The organism is Anaerobacillus sp. QJM3NY_32 (assembly GCF_056173645.1).
Genome location: NZ_CM149684.1, coordinates 2,204,380 through 2,223,415 on the forward strand (window position 1 = coordinate 2,204,380; position 19,036 = coordinate 2,223,415).

The 19,036-nt window shown below is 39.5% G+C and carries 16 protein-coding genes; 15 read left to right on the forward strand and 1 reads right to left on the reverse strand.

Annotated features, from left to right (window positions below):
* Positions 1 to 10 precede the first annotated feature (10 nt).
* From AC0VYH_RS11675 to AC0VYH_RS11715, 9 genes are all read left to right on the forward strand, one after another.
* Positions 11 to 460: a MaoC family dehydratase N-terminal domain-containing protein gene (locus AC0VYH_RS11675; protein ID WP_194221699.1), complete on the forward strand. Its 450-nt coding sequence runs from the start codon at positions 11 to 13 to the stop codon at positions 458 to 460.
* Positions 457 to 858, forward strand: a complete 402-nt coding sequence (locus AC0VYH_RS11680; protein WP_475365220.1) for a MaoC/PaaZ C-terminal domain-containing protein — start codon at positions 457 to 459, stop codon at positions 856 to 858. Before AC0VYH_RS11675 ends, AC0VYH_RS11680 begins: the two co-directional genes overlap by 4 nt.
* A gap of 171 nt (positions 859 to 1,029) precedes the next feature.
* Entirely contained in the window at positions 1,030 to 2,601 is a 1,572-nt protein-coding gene (locus AC0VYH_RS11685; protein ID WP_475365221.1) for a flotillin family protein, read from the forward strand.
* A 141-nt stretch (positions 2,602 to 2,742) separates the two neighbouring features.
* On the forward strand, positions 2,743 to 4,122 hold the full coding sequence (locus tag AC0VYH_RS11690; protein WP_283154228.1) for an FAD-binding oxidoreductase: 1,380 nt from the start codon (positions 2,743 to 2,745) through the stop codon (positions 4,120 to 4,122).
* Between the two features lie 141 nt (positions 4,123 to 4,263).
* A complete protein-coding gene (locus AC0VYH_RS11695) occupies positions 4,264 to 5,106 on the forward strand; it encodes a 3-hydroxyacyl-CoA dehydrogenase family protein (protein ID WP_475373788.1) in 843 nt (280 codons plus the stop codon).
* An 18-nt stretch (positions 5,107 to 5,124) separates the two neighbouring features.
* Positions 5,125 to 6,273 carry an acyl-CoA dehydrogenase family protein gene (locus AC0VYH_RS11700; RefSeq protein WP_475367551.1) on the forward strand — a complete coding sequence of 383 codons (1,149 nt, stop codon included), beginning with the start codon at positions 5,125 to 5,127 and terminating at the stop codon, positions 6,271 to 6,273.
* Positions 6,274 to 6,287: 14 nt separating this feature from the next.
* Positions 6,288 to 7,475, forward strand: a complete 1,188-nt coding sequence (locus tag AC0VYH_RS11705; protein WP_475367552.1) for a thiolase family protein — start codon at positions 6,288 to 6,290, stop codon at positions 7,473 to 7,475.
* Between the two features lie 96 nt (positions 7,476 to 7,571).
* Positions 7,572 to 8,042, forward strand: a complete 471-nt coding sequence (locus AC0VYH_RS11710) for a GNAT family N-acetyltransferase (RefSeq protein ID WP_194221706.1) — start codon at positions 7,572 to 7,574, stop codon at positions 8,040 to 8,042.
* Positions 8,043 to 8,118: 76 nt separating this feature from the next.
* A complete protein-coding gene (locus AC0VYH_RS11715) occupies positions 8,119 to 9,594 on the forward strand; it encodes a flavin monoamine oxidase family protein (protein WP_430246543.1) in 1,476 nt (491 codons plus the stop codon).
* Between the two features lie 28 nt (positions 9,595 to 9,622).
* Here AC0VYH_RS11715 and AC0VYH_RS11720 read toward each other — a convergent pair whose 3' ends face one another.
* Positions 9,623 to 10,210 (reverse strand): DUF6944 family repetitive protein, encoded by a 588-nt coding sequence (locus tag AC0VYH_RS11720; protein WP_430246583.1) that lies wholly within the window; start codon positions 10,208 to 10,210, stop codon positions 9,623 to 9,625.
* A 281-nt stretch (positions 10,211 to 10,491) separates the two neighbouring features.
* On the opposite strand from AC0VYH_RS11720, the gene AC0VYH_RS11725 reads away from it, so the two are divergent.
* From AC0VYH_RS11725 to AC0VYH_RS11750, 6 genes are read left to right on the forward strand one after another with little or no spacing between them, the layout of a single operon-like run.
* On the forward strand, positions 10,492 to 11,844 hold the full coding sequence (locus tag AC0VYH_RS11725) for a diaminobutyrate--2-oxoglutarate transaminase (protein WP_475367553.1): 1,353 nt from the start codon (positions 10,492 to 10,494) through the stop codon (positions 11,842 to 11,844).
* The gene (locus AC0VYH_RS11730; RefSeq protein ID WP_475367554.1) at positions 11,841 to 13,364 is read left to right on the forward strand and encodes a pyridoxal phosphate-dependent decarboxylase family protein; all 1,524 of its coding nucleotides are present in this window, start codon (positions 11,841 to 11,843) and stop codon (positions 13,362 to 13,364) included. The genes AC0VYH_RS11725 and AC0VYH_RS11730 overlap by 4 nt, the downstream gene beginning before the upstream one ends.
* Positions 13,361 to 15,139: an IucA/IucC family protein gene (locus tag AC0VYH_RS11735; protein ID WP_475367555.1), complete on the forward strand. Its 1,779-nt coding sequence runs from the start codon at positions 13,361 to 13,363 to the stop codon at positions 15,137 to 15,139. Before AC0VYH_RS11730 ends, AC0VYH_RS11735 begins: the two co-directional genes overlap by 4 nt.
* A complete protein-coding gene (locus AC0VYH_RS11740; protein WP_475367556.1) occupies positions 15,123 to 15,689 on the forward strand; it encodes a GNAT family N-acetyltransferase in 567 nt (188 codons plus the stop codon). The genes AC0VYH_RS11735 and AC0VYH_RS11740 overlap by 17 nt, the downstream gene beginning before the upstream one ends.
* Complete coding sequence (locus AC0VYH_RS11745; RefSeq protein ID WP_475372554.1) at positions 15,682 to 17,007, forward strand: lysine N(6)-hydroxylase/L-ornithine N(5)-oxygenase family protein; 1,326 nt, start codon at positions 15,682 to 15,684, stop codon at positions 17,005 to 17,007. The genes AC0VYH_RS11740 and AC0VYH_RS11745 overlap by 8 nt, the downstream gene beginning before the upstream one ends.
* 18 nt (positions 17,008 to 17,025) lie before the next feature.
* Entirely contained in the window at positions 17,026 to 18,828 is a 1,803-nt protein-coding gene (locus AC0VYH_RS11750; RefSeq protein ID WP_475372555.1) for an IucA/IucC family protein, read from the forward strand.
* Positions 18,829 to 19,036 lie beyond the last annotated feature (208 nt).

Consider the following 19,036-nt stretch of genomic DNA (forward strand, 5'->3'; position numbering starts at 1 on the left):
GAGGGTATTTATGTTTGAATCGCTCATTGGGACCCGGTCCAATCCTGTAAAAAACATTGTTGAGCGCGGTTCTTTGAAAGCGTTCTCAAAAGCAATTGGAGATGAATCGTCTATTTATATCGATGAAGCAGTAGGAAAGCGCTCGAGATACGGAGCAAACATTGCGCCGCCTACATATCCACGAGTATTTGACTATGGAGAAATAAACGGATTTGATTTACCAAATGTCGGATTGATTCACGGAAAACAATCATTTCACTATGAGCGTCCACTTCTAGTTGGAGAAACGGTGATGTGCTCGACATCACTTGAAAACTATTATGAGCGAAAAGGAAAGAGCGGCTTGCTTGGTTTTCTCATACTAAAACGATACGGAGAAGAGCCAAATGGAAAACTCATTTTTACAGAAGAGCAAGTGGTTATTATTACTGAAGCAGTGAGAAAGGGGATGAAATCATGAAGATGGCTAATGACTTTGAAGTGGGGACACAGCTAGAAATCACTCTCCCTCCTGTTTCAAGGTTAGATCTTATTAAATATGCCGGGGCATCCGGAGATTTCAACCCAATTCATACGATTGACGAAGAGGCTGCAAAAGCAGGGCTCCCGGGTATCATTGCTCACGGAATGTGGACGATGGGAAACTTATCAAAGCTATTTACTCCCTATTTTGAAGAAGGTTTCCTAGAAGATTATACTGTTGCTTTTAAAGGAATGGTTTTCTTAAACGATGAAATTACTCTTCAATCATCACTCGTTTCCATCCAAAATGATCGGTATTATTTTGATGTACTCGCTATTAATCAAAATGAAGAAACAGTTGTGAAAGGATCAGCAACACTTAAAAGATACCAATAAAACTAAATAAACAACTCTCCATTTGAAACGAACCATTCACGGGTTCGTTTTCTTTTCGCAATAAAATCGTTAATTCGATTAATTCTGAAACTTTATTTGTTCCAAATCGTAGAAATTAAGGAAGGCAGTTACATAGCAACCTTTACAATTTTTCGAAAGGATGATGCAAGCATGATGGAATTTATCGGATTAATCATCTCCGGTATCATTTTGTTTATATTATTAGTGGCTGGTGGGATTGGCTTTTTTATTTTCAAAAGAAGATACAAAACCGCTAGCTCAAACCAAGCGCTGATTATTACAGGACCAAAACTAGGCGATGCTGAAAAAGACAATCGAATCTTCGTAGATGACAACGGCCGCAGTATGAAAATTGTACGCGGTGGCGGGATACGATTAAAGCTATTCCAAACAAGTACACCGATTGATCTAACATCATTTCAATTAGAAATTGCTTCACCAAAAGCCTATACTTCAGAAGGTGTTCCTATTAGAGCGACAAGTGTCGCAGAGATTAGTATTGGAAGTAAACTTGAAATTGTCGCGAACTATGCAGAAAAATTTCTAGGTAAGCCTCAAAAAGAAAAAGAGCGTGAATTAAAAGAAGTTCTTGAAGGACACCTTCGGGCCATCATTTCTTCTCTTACAGTCGACGAAATTTACAAAGACTTCAATTCAGTGAACAAAAAAGTGAAAAACATTGCTGAAGAAGATCTTAAAAATCTTGGTTTTGAAATTACGTCGTTTGCTTTAAAAGAATTAAAAGATGACGATGAAGAGAATGGATATCTAGAAGCGCTTGGGCGTCCAAGAATTGCGGAAGCACGAAAAGACGCTGATATTGCGGAAGCAAATGCAAGACGTGAAACCCGTATGCATAAAGCCAAAACAGATCAAGAAGCAGAAGAAGATGAGATTAGACGACAAATTGAGATTGCACGCTCTCAAAAAGACAAAGATGTGAAAGAAGCCGAGTACAAAGCTGAAATTGAACAGGGGCGCGCACGTTCTGAACAGTCTTACAACCTAGAACAGGCGAGATTAAATCAGAAAGTAAAAGAAGAAGAGATGCAAGTTCAGTACATTGAACGTCAACGTCAAGTGGAATTGGAACAAGAGGAACAGAAGCGTCGAAAAACTCAGGCTGATTCAAATGCATACGATATTCGCGCAAATGCCGAAGCAGAAGCAGAGCGCGATCGTATTGATGGACAAACAAAAGCTGATATTGAAAAGCAAAAAGGACTAGCTGAAGCGGAAGTTATTAGAGAACGTGGCCGAGCGGAAGCAGAAGCAAAAGAATTAATGGCTCAAGCAATGGAAAATTACGGTGATGCTGCGATTATTGAAATGCTTGTTGAGATGTTGCCGAAATATGCACACGAAATTGCTCAGCCGCTATCTCAGATTTCAGAAATGAAAGTGATTGATCTAGGAGGTAGTAATAGTAGTGGTTCAACCAAAATAACTGATAACGTCACGAAAACAATGACAGGTCTTCAAGCAAGTCTGAAGGAATCAACGGGAATGGATTTGAAAGCTATGTTAGAAAGCTTTGTTTCTAGAGGGCAATATGACTCTTTCTCCGCTAATGATCAAGTTAATGATCAAGACTCTAAAGATGAGAAAGATGAGGAACACAGCACATATGATAGCCAATATGAAGTCGCCACCGCTTATGAAGAAGAGAATGAAAAAGAAGCACAAGAAAATATTGAACAAGTGGAAGAAGAAAACAAGTAACACTGTTAAAGTCTGACAAAAGTCAGGCTTTTCTTTTTGACTTATTGCTATAAGAATTGACGTTATGAAAACAGTAGTGATAAAGTAATGAGAGTATTATCAGAAAAGTGTTAATTTTACATAAGAGTGGAGGAAAGCTATATGAAAATCGTATCTTTGCTTTCAACATTTCTAGACGATGATCAAATTAGTGTTAATGCAACGATTCTCGAACAACATAGCAAAGATGAATCTTATCATACGCCACACGATCCGGACGTTGTTGTTTTCCCAAGAACAACCGAGCAAGTAAGTAAAATTATGAAAGCGGCAAATGAGCATAGGATTCCCATCGTGCCATTTGGCTTGGGATCTAGTCTTGAAGGGCATGTGATTCCATATCATGGCGGTATTTCAATTGATTTTCAATTAATGAACCAAGTTCTCGAAGTTCGACCAGAAGATTTTCTAGTACGCGTCCAACCAGGTGTCACACGTTCACAATTAAATAAAGAATTGAAAAAACACGGTCTCTTTTTCACAGTAGATCCAGGTGCGGATGCAACGTTAGGTGGCATGGCCTCAACAAATGCAAGCGGAACCACTTCAGTACGGTATGGAGTAATGCGTGATCAGGTTAGAGACATGGAAGTTGTTCTTGCCGATGGACGTGTCATCCATACCGGTAGCATGACTGCAAAGTCTTCATCAGGTTACCATTTAAATGGCCTTTTTGTAGGCTCAGAAGGGACACTTGGGACTTTTACAGAATTAACACTCAACGTAAACGGCATACCAGAAGCTACGCTTGCAGGGCGAATCGTTTTTCCAACTGTAGAGCGAGCTGTAGCCACCGTTACTAATATTCTTCACGCAGCCATTCCGGTCGCTAGAATCGAACTAGTAGACGCACGCTCAGTACAACAGGTGAACAAAACAAATGAAACCAACTATATCGAAAAACCAACGTTATTTGTTGAATTTCATGGTAATGAAGCGGGGTTAAATCAAGATGTTACCTTTGCCAAAAGCATCGCAGAAGACAATGATTGCGAAGAATTTATATTTGAGCACGATACGAAGAAAAGAGCGCTTCTTTGGGAAGCGCGACATAATCTTGCTTACTCCTTTAGTCATGGTTCTCCAGGGAAAAAGATGATGGTAACAGATGTATGTGTTCCCATTTCAGAGTTAACTGGCGCCATTCTCGATGCACGAAAAGCCATCGAGAAATTTGATTTAGACGGAGCTCTATTGGGGCATGTAGGGGACGGGAATTATCATGCTATTGTGATGATTAATCCCGATGACCCCATTGAACTTGAAAAGGCAAACAAGCTAAACCAACACCTAGTGCACTATGCTCTAGATCGTGGCGGAACTTGCACTGGTGAGCATGGGGTAGGTACTGGCAAAGCTCAGTATCAGCAAAAAGAACATGGAGGTTCTCTCGAAGTCATGCTGGCATTGAAGAAAACGCTTGACCCTAATGGGATCCTAAATCCGGGGAAAATTTTCGTGACTGATCAAGTTTCATTCTAGATATAAAAGACCGTTCAAACAACTGAACGGTCTTTTTAATTTGAATCCTAAAAGGAACTAGTTGTCTTCTTCGAGAAGTAAGTGTAGTACAAACTGTAAGCGATTTCATTTATATGTTTTTTAGGAGGACGAGAAATGACGATGACGAAAATTGCTGTTGTTGGGGCAGGTACAATGGGAAAAGGGATTGCTTTCTCAACTGCAGCTGCAGGGCTTTCAGTGAAAATGCACGATGTTAGTGACGAGGCTTTGAAGCAAGCACAGATCTATGTAAAAGACCAATTTGAACGTTTGGTCAAGAAAGAGAAAATAACAAGAGAGCAAGCAACAAAAAGATTCGAAGGAATACAATTCACAAACGAATTGAAAGAAGCCGTCTACGATTGTGATCTTGTGATCGAAGCAGTCCTTGAGGTAATGGAATTAAAAACAAGCATTTTTAAACAACTTGATGAGTTTGCTCCAGCTCACGCTATTCTTGCAACAAACACTTCGACAATGAGTCCAACCGAAATTGCCGCACAAACCATGCGCCCTGATCAATGTCTTGCTCTTCATTTTTTTAATCCGGTACCAAAGATGAAGCTCATTGAAGTCATTTGTGGCCTGGAAACATCTGAAGATACCATTGATAAAGCGATGCGGTTTGGAGAAACCATTGGAAAAGAATGCGTAAGAATCAATGAGTTTCCAGGCTTTGCAGTTAGTCGTATGAATTGTCTAATTGGCAACGAAGCGATGAATATGGTGATGGAAGGTGTAGCTACACCCGAAGACATTGATAAAGCCATGAAACTTGGTCTAAATCATCCAATGGGGCCTCTTGAACTAGCTGATCTTGTTGGTCTTGATACTCGACTACGCAATATGGAGTACTTATACAAAACACTAGGTGAAAAATATCGCCCCTGTCCCATTTTAACAAAGTACGTGAAGGCAGGAAGACTTGGGCGAAAAAGCGGAAGAGGCTTTTATACATATTAATAGAAAGAAGGGTTAAGATTGGACTTTCAGCTCGATCAAGACATCGAATATTTAAAAACGACTGTCCGAAACTTTGTAGAAAACGAAGTAGAAAAAGTAGCCATGACCATTGAGCGTGAAAATCAAATACCAGAACACATTATCGAAATGTCAAAAGAATTAGGTCTATTTGGTCTTAGTATTCCAGAAGAATATGGCGGACTTGGAATTGGAATGGTTGGAAAATGCGCTCTATATGAAGAATTAGGTAAAACGCATAACGGGTTTACTACTTTAATTGGAGCACATACGGGAATTGGTTCGGTTGGAATTGTTGAACTCGGTAATACCAAACAAAAGGAATATTATTTACCCGAAATGGCACGAGGAAACATGATAGGAGCCTTTGCTCTTACTGAGCCATCTGCAGGATCAAATGCTTCTAACTTGAAAACGACAGCCGTCAAACAAGGTAATAAATATATTCTAAACGGTACGAAGCATTACATTACTAACGCGACAGAAGCGAGCGTTTTTACCGTTATGGCTGTAACAGATCCTTCACAAGGTGCGAAGGGGATTACATCCTTTATCGTTGAAAAAGATTTCCCTGGCTTTCAAGTTGGTGCAGTGGAAGAAAAAATGGGGTTAAAAGGGTCACATTCAGCTGAGCTTATCTTTGATCATTGTGAAGTGCCAGAGGAAAATGTTCTTGGAAAAGTAGGAGAAGGGTATGTTAATGCATTAAAAATTTTGGCAAATGGTCGTGCAGGCCTTGCTGCTCGTAATCTTGGATCTTCCCAAAAGCTATTGGACTTATGCATGTCTTACGTGGAGGAGCGCATCCAATTTGACGTGCCGATCATTGAACACCAAGCTGTTGCCCATATGGTAGCTGAAATGGGAGTTGAAATTGAAGCACTTCGATCTTTTACTTATCGTGTCGCATGGATGGTTGAAGAAGGAAAAAAGGTCATTAAGGAAGCGGCAATGTTAAAGCTGTATGGATCTGAAGTATACAATAGAATCGCCGACAAGGCTCTACAAATTCACGGAGGGCTCGGTTACATTTCAGATTATCCGATTGAGCGATTTTTCCGTGACGCTCGGATCACCCGTATTTATGAAGGTACATCAGAAATTCAGAAAAACATCATTGCAGGTCAACTTCGTAAAGAATACAAATGAGGAGGTAAAAAGGAGTGGAAAACATCGTTATCGTAGAACCAGTTCGAACACCAGTAGGACGCTACGGTGGTGTCTTTAAAAATCTAAACTCTGGAAAGTTAGCTACCTATGCCATACAAGAAACACTAGCTCGATCAGGTCTTTCCCCTCACTTAGTAGAAGAAGTCATTTTAGGAGAAGTAAGACAAACAACCGAATCATCTAATGTAGCGAGAGTCGCTTCATTACGTGCTGGCATTCCTGAAACCTCTCCTGCATTTACAATCAATCGACTTTGCGCATCAGGTATGCAGTCTGTCGCCTCAGCAGTCCAACAAATTCAATCAAAGCAGGCATCTATTCTGATCGCAGGCGGAACAGAGAGTTTAAGTCAGGCTCCCATTTATTTAAGAAATAGCCGTTTCGGAGGAGACAAAACGCAATTAGTTGATTCTAATTCAGAAGCTGGACAACAGCCTGTTGAACAATATGGTTCTCATCTTGGCATGGGTATTACAGCAGAAAACGTAGCCGAACGTTACAAGATATCGCGGGATGAACAAGATGCTTTTGCAGCAGAAAGTCAGCGACGAGCAGCAGAAGCGATTGAAAAGGGTAAATTTAGAGATGAAATTGTTCCGGTCGAAATTCAAAATCGTCGTCAAACGAATCTTGTCGATCAAGATGAACATCCTCGTCCAGGCACAACAATTGAGAAACTTGGCAAATTAAAACCAGTATTTAAAGAGAACGGAACGGTGACAGCTGGCAATTCTTGCGGGAGGAATGATGGAGCTGTTGCCATGCTTGTGATGACTGAAATAAAAGCAAAAGAATTAGAGCTTCAACCCATTGCTAGAATCGTTGATTGGGCAACTTCTGGGGTTTCTCCTGAGATAATGGGAATCGGACCAATTCCAGCCTTTCGGAAACTTTTAGAACGCACAGGGAAAACGCTCGAGGAGATCGGTTTAATAGAGCTCAATGAAGCCTTTGCTGCTCAGGCACTCGCTGTTATTCGAGAACTTGAATTAGACATGAGCAAGGTAAACGTAAATGGAGGAGCTATAGCATTAGGTCATCCGCTCGGTGCTACAGGTGCTCGCATTCTAACCTCTTTGGTATATGAAATGAAGAAGAGAAACGAACGCTTTGGAATCGCAACATTATGCGTTGGCGGTGGACAGGGCATGGCCATGATGGTAGAAAGTATGAACGGATAGACTCTTATCGGAGGCGGCATCTGCCGTCTTTTTTGATGCGTTGTTTGCACTTGGGTTCTATAATAAAAAGAAAGAGAATCACGGAAGGGGAATGGCATGCATATCAGGCCTTTTAAAGAAAACGATTTAATAGAAATGATTGATCTTTTTTATGACACTGTTCATTCTATTAACCGGAGAGACTATACAAACATACAGGTAAATGCCTGGGCTAATAAAACTGAACTTAATAGGCGTCATGCATCATGGGGAGAGGAATTCGAACGAAACTTCACTTATGTTGCTACCTTAGACAAACAGATCGTAGGATTTTGCGATTTAACCTCTTCAGGACTGCTTGACCGTTTATATGTTCATAAAGACTACCAAAGAAAAGGAATCGCTTCCGAGCTCTTAGAAAAAGTGCAACAGACCGCACGTTTGAACAATATGGAACAGCTTCATACGGAAGCAAGCATAACGGCAGTTCCGTTTTTTAGAGAGCAAGGATTTTCACTAGTAAAAAGTCAGCTAGTTGAAAAAAACGGTATCCAACTTAAAAATTTTCTCATGGCGAAGGAGTTATAGGCAATAGTGATGTTAAAAACTAGTTCGTATAGTTTTTAAATGTAACTAATATGTTAGTGAAAAAAGGATGATGGTGATGTCTCGAGAATTCACTACGCCTCAATACCCTAACGAGATGCTTAATATCATTAAGAATGGATTGAAAAAATCGTCTTCACCAACGAACGTTATTGTTGTGGGAGCTGGCGTTGCAGGACTAGTATCAGCATCCTTGTTAAAGAAGGCCGGTCATCGAGTTACCATTCTAGAAGGAAACGATCGTGTTGGCGGGAGGGTTTACACTCTTAGAAAACCATTTACAGATGATAATTATCTTGATGTTGGCGCTATGCGTATTCCTACAACTCACAAATTAACGTATGAATATATCAGAAGATTTCAACTTAAAATGAATCGCTTCGTGAATTCCTCTCCAAGAGATATCATTTATGCTAATGGAGTTAGAACTACAAGAGAAAAATACGAAGCAGACCCTGATATCCTTCAATTTCCCGTTGAACCTCACGAAAAAGGAAAAACCGCTACGGAATTATTTTTATCAGCAGTTAATCCATTTTTACTGCTTTATAAAGAAGGTGACGCTCAACAAAAGAAATTCATTCGTAAAAAATTTGATCAGTATTCAATGGAGAATTTTCTTCGCTTCAATCCCATTGGTCCTTCGCTATCTCCAAATGCTGTTCGAATGGTTAAAGTACTTTTAGGCATTGAAGGATTTTCGGAACTATCCTTTATCGACATTCTAACCGATATCGTAAATACTGTTTTTAATACTGACATGGAATTTAACGAAATTACTGGTGGAAATGATCAATTGCCTCGGTCTTTTCTACCTGAGCTAGAAGAGAATCTCTTGTTAAATCAAAAAGTACACCGCCTCATTCAAAGACCACAAAGTGTTCAAATTCAGACGAGGAATCAACAAACAGGAATTATTGAAAAGTTTAACAGCGATTATGTTCTTATGACTGTGCCTTTTTCAGTGTTTCAATTTATAGAAGTTTATCCGTACCGTTCTTTTTCATTTGATAAATGGAAAGCGATCCGTGAGTTGCATTATGTAGCTTCTATTAAAATTGGGATTGAATTTAAAGACCGATTTTGGGAAAAAGAAGGGTTGAATGGTGCAAATACCATTTCGGATTTTCCTAATCGCTATACGTATACACCTAGTCGCACAGGTAATGAGCCAGGAGCTGGAGTCTTACTAGCAAGTTATAGCTGGGAAGATAACGCGATGTTATGGAATAGCTTAAATGATGATCAAAAAATCACACAATCCCTTGAAGATCTTGCAAAAATACATGGACCTAAAGTATTTGATGAGTACTTGACGAGCGCATCATTTAGCTGGAGTCAAAATCAATTCTCAGGAGGTTGCTTTACACTCTTTAAACCGAATCAAATTACCGAATTTGAAAGCATCGTAAAAAAACCTGAAGGAAGAGTTCACTTTGCAGGTGAGCACACATCAGATTTCCACGGGTGGATTGAAGGAGCAGTTGAATCTGGTGTTAGAGCGGCATTTGAAATCAATGAGCGCACGTTATAAATCCTTTTAATCTCATTTAACAGATCGCTCAATGTTCATAATACTCTTTTGTGAAACCAATGGCTGCAATGGCTGCCCCTGCAGTTTGACCATAACTTCCAATGGCAAGAATCTGTTGTCCCATCTTCTTATTTCCATTCTTCACATACAGAAGCCCAATAGCTTCAATAGCAATGGCAAACGATTGAATCGTTTGCCCGGTTGTGATGAGCTCTGCATAGAAGGCTTCACTTATACTCGAGCTTTTTGCTTCGAAAGCAGCTCCAGCTGATTGAATAATATCTCCCATAATGTCAATATTCAGCGCTTCTTCATCAGTCCCCGTTACAATTCCTGATCCACCAAGAACATTTGCAATATTACCAGCAGACTGTAACCATGCTCCGAGCGTTCCAAACGTTTCATTCTCATTAGAAGTCAAGCTGCTTCTTCCGATAGCTTGAAGAGAGTTCCCCGTTGCTTCGACGCCATTCCCAATTACATAAAGGTCTCCTCCGATATCCTCCATAAGTGAGTCAGCTTCATTTGCTGCAACAATTGTATTCCCAATAGAGGCAATAGCTGCACCTATCGTCTGGATCCACGCTCCCGAAAGAATGAGGAATTCTCCGTACACCTCCAATACTAAACACGCTCCTTTTCATACTTTTATCCTATTCGTTTGATTTGCATTGTGACCAAAGTCGATCGTCTAATTTAGACCACCAAAGAAGGAGGGACTCCCACAATCCGCTTTCCATTATTAGGGATTAAAACCAATCGATCTACCTAGAAAACCGACTTTATTTTTAAGTGAGAATGGTTCTCAAGTATCATTGACTATGATAATCATTCTCACTTATCATGAATAGTGTAAGATAATGAAAATCATTATCAATTAGTAAAGGAGTTCTCAACATGATGATTCAAGAATTAAATACAAATCAAACACTACTCGACCAACAAATGAAAAGAGAGTCCAATGCAAGATCTTATCCAAGAAGAATACCAATTGCCATTAATGAGGCAGAAGGGATTTTTGTTACTGACATGGAAGGAAAGCGATATTATGATTGCTTAGCTGGTGCTGGTACTTTAGCTCTTGGTCATAACCATCCCGTTACTATAGAAGCCATGCAGAAAGTCCTTCATGATAAAAGGCCTTTACATACGTTAGATATTACAACACCAATAAAAGAAGAGTTCGTGAATGAAATATTTTCAAATTTACCCGGAGATTTCGCAGAGCGTGCCAAAATACAATTTTGTGGACCAACAGGAGGCGATGCGATAGAAGCCGCCTTAAAATTAGTGAAAACTGCGACAGGGAGAAGTAGTATCCTTACGTTTCAAGGAGGATACCACGGTTCAACACATGGAACAATGGCGATTAGTGGTAATCTCGGTCCCAAAAAAAACGTCCAAGGTTTAATGCCAGATACTCATTTCATGCCATACCCGTATTCGTATCGTTGTCCATTTGGTATGAAGGAAAGCAAAGGACACAAAATTTCTAGTACTTATATTGAAAATCTATTAGATGATCCGGAGAGCGGCATTTTACCCCCGGCCGCTATGATTCTAGAAGTTGTTCAAGGCGAAGGTGGTTCCGTACCTGCACCAATCGAATGGCTACAGGAAATGAGAAGAATAACAAGCGAGCGAGGTATTCCTCTTATTATTGATGAAATCCAAACGGGAATAGGACGAACAGGAAAAATGTTCGCATTCGAACATGCAGGGATCGTACCAGATGTCATTGTCCTTTCTAAAGCAATTGGCGGCAGTCTCCCACTTTCGGTTGTTATTTACGATCGTGAACTCGATAAGTGGGAGCCTGGTGCTCACATTGGTACATTCAGAGGAAATCAAATGGCAATGGCAGCCGGAACAGCCTTATTGAAATTTATTAAAGAACAGAGACTTGATATTCATGCAGCAACGATGGGAGAAAAAATGCTTTCTGCCTTACAAAAGCTCCAGGTGAATTTCCGTGAAATTGGAGACGTAAGGGGAAGAGGGCTAATGATCGGTGTTGAAATAGTAGATCCTACACAGCCCCAGTCTTCATCAGGAAGCTATCCTTCTCAACCTGCGTTAGCTAGCAGGATTCAGAAAGAATGCTTTGACAGAGGATTGATTTTAGAAGTTGGAGGTCGTAACGGAAGTGTAGTAAGGTTCCTCCCGCCACTGATAATAACGAATGAACAAGTTTTAGAAGTACTCAGCATTTTTGAGGAAGCAGTTAACGCTGCTGTTAAAAGTTTATGATAAATGCAGTTGAAAAGAATCCTCCTGATATTTCAAAAGAGAAAATGTATGATTCCCTTTTCCTTCACAACAGTGAGAAAGGGCAAGAAGCTTTCCGGGCACAAATGCACGAAATGACGAACATAATTTGCGAGACTTTTCGTAAAGAAAATGAGCCGTTCACCAGAAAGGAGCCACAAACGATTGAAAAGGAAGTTGAAGAACTTTTCGATTTTCATAGCTCAAATCAAGATTTTACTGCATTACTAAACGAGCTTAAGGCTCCTCTATTCAAAAATAACCTGCAAATTTCTCATGAAAAAAGCCTAGCTCATTTGCAATGCCCACCGCTTATACCTGCCATAGCTGCTGAACTCGCAATAAGTGTGTTCAATCAATCACTTGATTCATGGGATCAAAGTCCTTCTGCTACGTACCTTGAAGAGGGAATGATTAAGTGGCTCGCAGGTCAATTTGGTTATTCATCAAATGCTGACGGCACATTTACAAGTGGAGGGACACAATCGAACTACACTGGTCTTCTTCTAGCTAGAGATGCATGTTGTTTAAGCTTATGGGGGCAAAATGTTCAGAAAGATGGATTACCAGAAGAGTTTCATAAATTAAGGATTATTTGCTCAGAGGAGGCTCATTTTACTGTACAGAAATCAGCTGTACAGCTTGGATTGGGAGAAAAAGCAGTAATAAAAGTTAAAACAGACAAACATCACAGAATGTCGGTATCGCATTTACAGTACCAATTAGCTGAATTAAAAGCTCAACACCTTGTTCCTTTTGCACTCGTTGGGACTTGTGGCACCACTGATTTCGGAAGCATAGATCCGATAGATGAATTAGCCGCAATCGCTCATGAGGAAGATTTATGGTTCCATGTGGATGCAGCTTTTGGAGGTGCACTTATTCTTTCCGAATCTCATAAGTCAAAGTTAAATGGGATTTGTTATGCCGATTCGCTCACAGTCGATTTTCATAAGCTTTTTTATCAGCCCATTTCATGTGCGGCTTTCCTAGTGAAGAACAAAGAATCGTTCCGGTTTTTAAATCACCATGCTGATTATTTAAATCCACTAGAAGATGTTGAAGCGGGGATTCCTAACCTGGTGAACAAATCGATTTTAACTTCCAGAAGATTTGACGCCTTTAAGCTCTTTCTTTCATTAAAAACGATAGGTACAAACCTGTTCGGAGAAATGATTGATTATACTTTTATCCTTGCTCAAGCAACTGCGGAATACCTTTCATGTCAGGATGATATAAAAGTTGAAAACCTTTCTCCAGAACTCAACACTGTTATCTTTCGTTATGAACCTCAAGATTTCAGTACTGATCGATGCAAATTAAATCGTAAAATACAGCAAGAATTGTTGTATGAGGGCAGAGCGGCCATAGCCAAGACTTCTGTTAATGGCCAAACCTTTTTGAAGTTCACCATACTAAACCCTAGAACCAAAATGAAGCACATCCAAGAGATCGTGGATGACATTCGTACACTCGGAAGGAAGTGGAGGGAACACACGTGATCAGCGCTAAAAAGATCGCAGAACAGGCGACTATGCAAAGCTTTCTGAATTGTTATTTACGTGAAACAGGAAACTACTCAGAAATACCAAAACCTGAAGATTTATCTACAACCTTATCTCAGAAATTCATTTCCTGCCTACTAGAAAATCAGGGCATAGAGATGATCTTCCCCGTTTCTTATTGGTCCTTAACAGAGCGGCATATTTTTCAGTTCCCATTATATTACCGGTCATTAAATGGTACTTTTCATACTCTTGACTATGTGACATTAACAACACTGATTGTAAAGGAACTACTAATTGACCAAAACCGAACGGATGCAGAAGATGAATTGGTTCTGCGAGTGATGTTGAGCTGTCAAAGCATGACAACTTACATTGGAAAGCGATTCGAAGACAGAGGAAAATTAAAGGATGAAGATTTTGATTACATTGAAGCAGAACAGTCTTTACTTTTTGGTCACTTAATGCACCCGACGCCGAAAAGCAAACAAGGTTTAACACACGAGGAGGATGAATTGTTTTCTCCAGAACTGAAAGGTGAATTTCAGCTTCACTATTTTAGTGTTCACCCTTCATTGATCAATGAAGATTCCAGTTTGCAGCTACAAGCAAGCGAGCTTATTAAAGAAGAGTTAAAAAGTGGAGAAGTAGATCCAGAATGGCTCCATCAATTTAAGGAGCGTGTTCTAGTGCCAATGCACCCTCTTCAAGTAAACTCTCTTCTAAAAAAAGAAGAAGTGCTTGAACACATTCAAAAAGGATCGCTTGATTATCTAGGACCAGTAGGGCGCATGTATACAGCAACATCTTCCTTTAGAACTGTGTACAGCTCTTTATCTAGATTCATGTTTAAATTTTCAGTTCCGGTAAAAATCACAAATTCACTACGACTAAATCAACAGAAAGAGCTAGATCGTGGCGTAGAGGTTTCTAGACTCTTACAAACACAATTAGGTGAAAAATTAGCAAATAATTATCCTGACTTTAAAATTATCCAGGATCCAGCTTATCTCAATATCAACATACCTAATCTTGAATCTGAATTCGCCGTGATGATTAGAGAGAATCCTTTCTACGAAAAGAGCGAAAATACAAGCCTCGTAGCAGCACTATGTCAGGATCATGCTTATGGTGGCAAGTCACGTATTTATTCCATCATTACTGCTATTGCTAGAAGAGAGGGACGTGCCATAGAAGAAGTCAGTGTAGAATGGTTTGATCGTTATCTGGACATATCACTTGATCCGATGCTATGGCTTCATCAACATTATGGCATTGCACTTGAAGCACACCAGCAGAATGCTGTTGTTAAGCTTAAGGAAGGGTATCCATCTACATTCTATTATCGAGACAATCAAGGATATTATTTCAGTGAGTCCAAGTCTGAAGAACTAGCAATGCTCATGCCTAATTTGAATAAGAAGAGCGATACAATCTGTTCCGATGACGTAGCAAATGAACGTTTTCGCTATTATTTCTTTTTTAACAACTTATTCGGATTAATCAACGCATTTGGTGTAAACGGATTAATTGAAGAAAAACACCTTGTGACCATACTGAGAGAACGCCTCTCTCAGTATTTAGCCATACAGCTATCACCTCTCATTAAAAGTTTACTTGAGGATCCTGTTCTTCCTTGTAAAGCGAATCTCTTAACTCGCCTCTATGATATGGATGAGCTTATTGGATCAATGGCTACACAATCAGTGTATACGATGGTCCGAAATCCGATCGCTCAGGAGGTTACAGTTAGACATGGCAATGGACTTTAATGTATTCGATCAAGAATTACAGAAAACGATCTCTTTTACTAAGGTGAGCTTCGAACGCGATATCGAAATGATTCACTCTTGGATGAACAAAGAGCATGTGCATCCATTCTGGCAATTAAATATACCGATTAACTCATTTCGAAATCATTTACAAAAGGCACTAAAAGAGAAACATCAGACGCTGTACCTAGGTTTTATCAATGAAGTGCCCATTAGCTACTGGGAAGCTTATTGGGTAAAGGAAGATATAATAGAAGGATTTTATGAAAACAAACCTTACGATCAAGGCATTCACCTTTTGATTGGTAATACTGACTACCTTGGTCGGGGGTTTTCCCTTCCCCTTCTACGTGCAATGGTTTCTTTGCAATTAAGAGAAACAAGAACAGAAAGAATCATTGCAGAACCAGATATACAAAACAAAAAAATGATTCATGTGTTTGAAAAATGTGGTTTCACTCCACAAAAACCGATTATTCTACCGGATAAAACAGGCTTATTAATGATTTGTGAGCGGAAGCAGTTTGAAAGGAAGTGGGGAAATGCCTGAATACGTCTACGATGCAATTGGTATCGGTATTGGACCATTTAATTTAGGTCTAGCTGCTTTAACAGATGAAATGGACGATTTGGATATTCTTCTATTTGACCGTAAAAAAGAATTTGATTGGCATCCAGGTATGCTCATCGAAGGAACCACATTGCAGGTGCCATTTTTCGCGGATCTTGTAAGCATGGCTGACGTTAAAAACAAATATAGTTTTCTTAACTACCTGCAGGTTCATGGTCGTATGTATCACTTTTATTTTTTAGAAAAGTTTCATATTCCGAGAAAGGAATACAATCACTACTGTAAATGGGTGAGTGATCAGCTAAATTCATGCCGATTTGGATATGAAGTCACTGAAGTTTCATCATATGAAGCATCCGAGGAAGAATTTATTTATGCTGTTCACGTCCAGGATGTGAAAACGCTAGAAACCGACACGTTCTTGGCCAGGCATCTGGTCATGGGAATAGGCTCAGTACCTGCAGTACCAGAACATTTTAAACCTGCGCTTGGAGAAACCGTCTTTCATTCATCAGAGTTCATGGAGAAGAAACCAAAGGCTTTACAAGGAAAATCCATTTCAGTCATTGGATCAGGCCAAAGTGCAGCTGAGATTTTTTTAGATCTAGCAAAAGAACAGGAGCATCATGACTACCATCTTAGCTGGTACACAAGATCAAACGGTTTTTTCCCAATGGAGTACTCCAAACTAGGACTTGAATATTTTTCACCAGATTACACCGAATTCTTTTACGATCTTCCGCAAGAAAAAAAAGACAAAGTGATTGAAAAACAAGACTTACTTTACAAAGGGATTAGTGCAGAAACGATTTCAGAAATCTATGACGTATTATATGAACGATCTATTGGTAATCAACGCTCCCCCTTACACTTACAGGCTATGAGTGAGGTAAATCAACTAGAGATGAAAGGGGAGGTGTGTTTTGGCAAGGGACGCCACACGATTACAAATGAACCATTTGATTTCGAATCTGAAATCATTGTGCTTGGTACTGGATATAAACAGACCGTTCCAACTTTCTTACCCGAATCTTTTTTACTTAGGGACGAGAATGGCCGCCCGACGATTACGAAAGATTACCGCTTAATGACGAAAGATTCCAATCAGAACAATATATTCATTCAAAACGGAGAGCTACACACTCACGGAGTTGGTGCGCCCGACCTTGGTCTCGGAGCACACCGAAATGCTGTCATCATCAATCAAATCTCCAATAGAGAAGAATACCCCGTGCAGTCACATAACGTTTTTCAATCTTTTGGAATCGCCAAACAACCTGCTCTTACAACAAACTAGAAGGAAAGTGGTGAACGTATGTATTCTCAAAACGAACTAGATACTGTTCTTACTAAACAAAACTGGACACTTGTTAATACAAAACTCTTAGCAAAAATGATTTCAGAATTTATGTACGAAGATATGATCTCACCTCAACTCGTTCAAGAGAAAGATAGCTATACCATCTATGAACTTCGAGTTTCAGACAAGAAATCATACTCATTCCATGCGATTCCCCGCCAATTTGATAGCTATGATGTTGACTGCAAATCCATTCGCATACTAGATAATGGGAATGAGGTAGAAGGGAGTGCCGTTGGCTTCCTCCTTGATATCAAACCCTTAATAGGCATGTCATCGGAAACAACAGCTCATTTAATAAAGGAAATTAGTCAAACTCTCATTGCAGATGCTCATCTGTTAAATAAGCGAGTTTCATCAGACAAATTGATTACTGAAGACTACGCTAATCTTGAAGGCTACATGACTGGACATCCCTGGATCACGTATAACAAAGGGAGAATTGGGTTCGGGTATGATGATTATTTAGCATATGCTCCTGAACACCAAAACGAAGTAACACTTTCATGGATTGGCGTTAGTCGACACATTAGCTCATTTCAATCTATTGAGAAATTTACCTTCGAAAAACTAGTAAACTATGAATTAAGTGATCAGGATCGTTCTACATTCCACAATATATTAGAAAAAAAGATTGATGATCCTAATCAATACTTCATGATGCCTGTCCATGAGTGGCAGTGGAAAAACATTTTGGTTCAGAATTTTGCAGAGGAGATTGCAAACCAAACGATCATACCGCTTGGTCAATCCAGTGATCGTTATCTCCCACAACAGTCCATTCGGACATTTGTTAACAAATCCAATCCAAACAAGCACCATGTAAAATTACCGATGAGCATACTAAATACACTTGTATATAGAGGATTACCCGCAGAACGTACTCTTATTGCTCCGAAAATAACTGAATTCATTAAAGGCATCTATGATAAAGACTCCTTTTTAAAAGATGAATGTAGAGTGATTTTACCAGGTGAAATTGCGAGTATTAATGTGAATCATTCCTATTATAATCAATTGGAGAATGCCCCATATCAGTACAAAGAAATGCTTGGCGTTATTTTTAGAGAAAGTATCTATACTTATCTCGAGGACGGTGAACAGGCGATTACTTTAGCAGCACTTCTATACGAAGACCATGATGGGAAGCCCTATGTAAAGAGCTTGATTGAGAAATCTGGAATGTCTACAGAAGAATGGATGACGCAATTTTTTGATGTCACTATGAAGCCATTGCTCCATTATTTGTACCAATATGGAACAGTCTTTTCTCCTCACGGCCAAAACACTATTCTTGTTCTAAAAGATTACAAACCATCACGCCTTGCAATTAAAGATTTCGTAGATGATGTCAATATTAGTGATCAACCATTCGAGGAGCTTAATTATCTTACAGAGGAATTAAAAGATGTGCTTCGGAGTGAACCACCTGAGGGACTGACCCAATTTATATTTACAGGCTTATTCATCTGTCACCTCCGTTATTTATCGAACATTTTAGTAAACGGTGAGTTAATGGAAGAACAGAATTTCTGGGAAAAACTAGCGGAATCAATTCTTTCGTATCAATCAAGGTTCCCACAACTAGAGAAGCGTTTTGAGTTATTTGATTTCTTTAAACCTACATTCACTAAGCTTTGCCTTAATCGAAATCGCATGGTAGATGAGGGCTATTCAGTAGGAGAAGATCGACCTCATGCATCTGAATTTGGTGAAGTTAGAAATGCACTAAGTCACTATAAAAAAATCACAAAATAACTGAGAGACGGGGCCCGCCCCCGTCTTTTTTTGGAAGTGAGAAGAGTGACATACGTATGGTGTAGAGATGATTTGAAAGGTTGAACAATTTCGTTCCAATCATTGAATGATCAAGCTATAGAGCAACTTCATTTAGAGAACGTTACATTCAAAAACTAATATGAAAGCGGTTTAAACAACGATTTAAAGGGAAATTACCATGTAATGT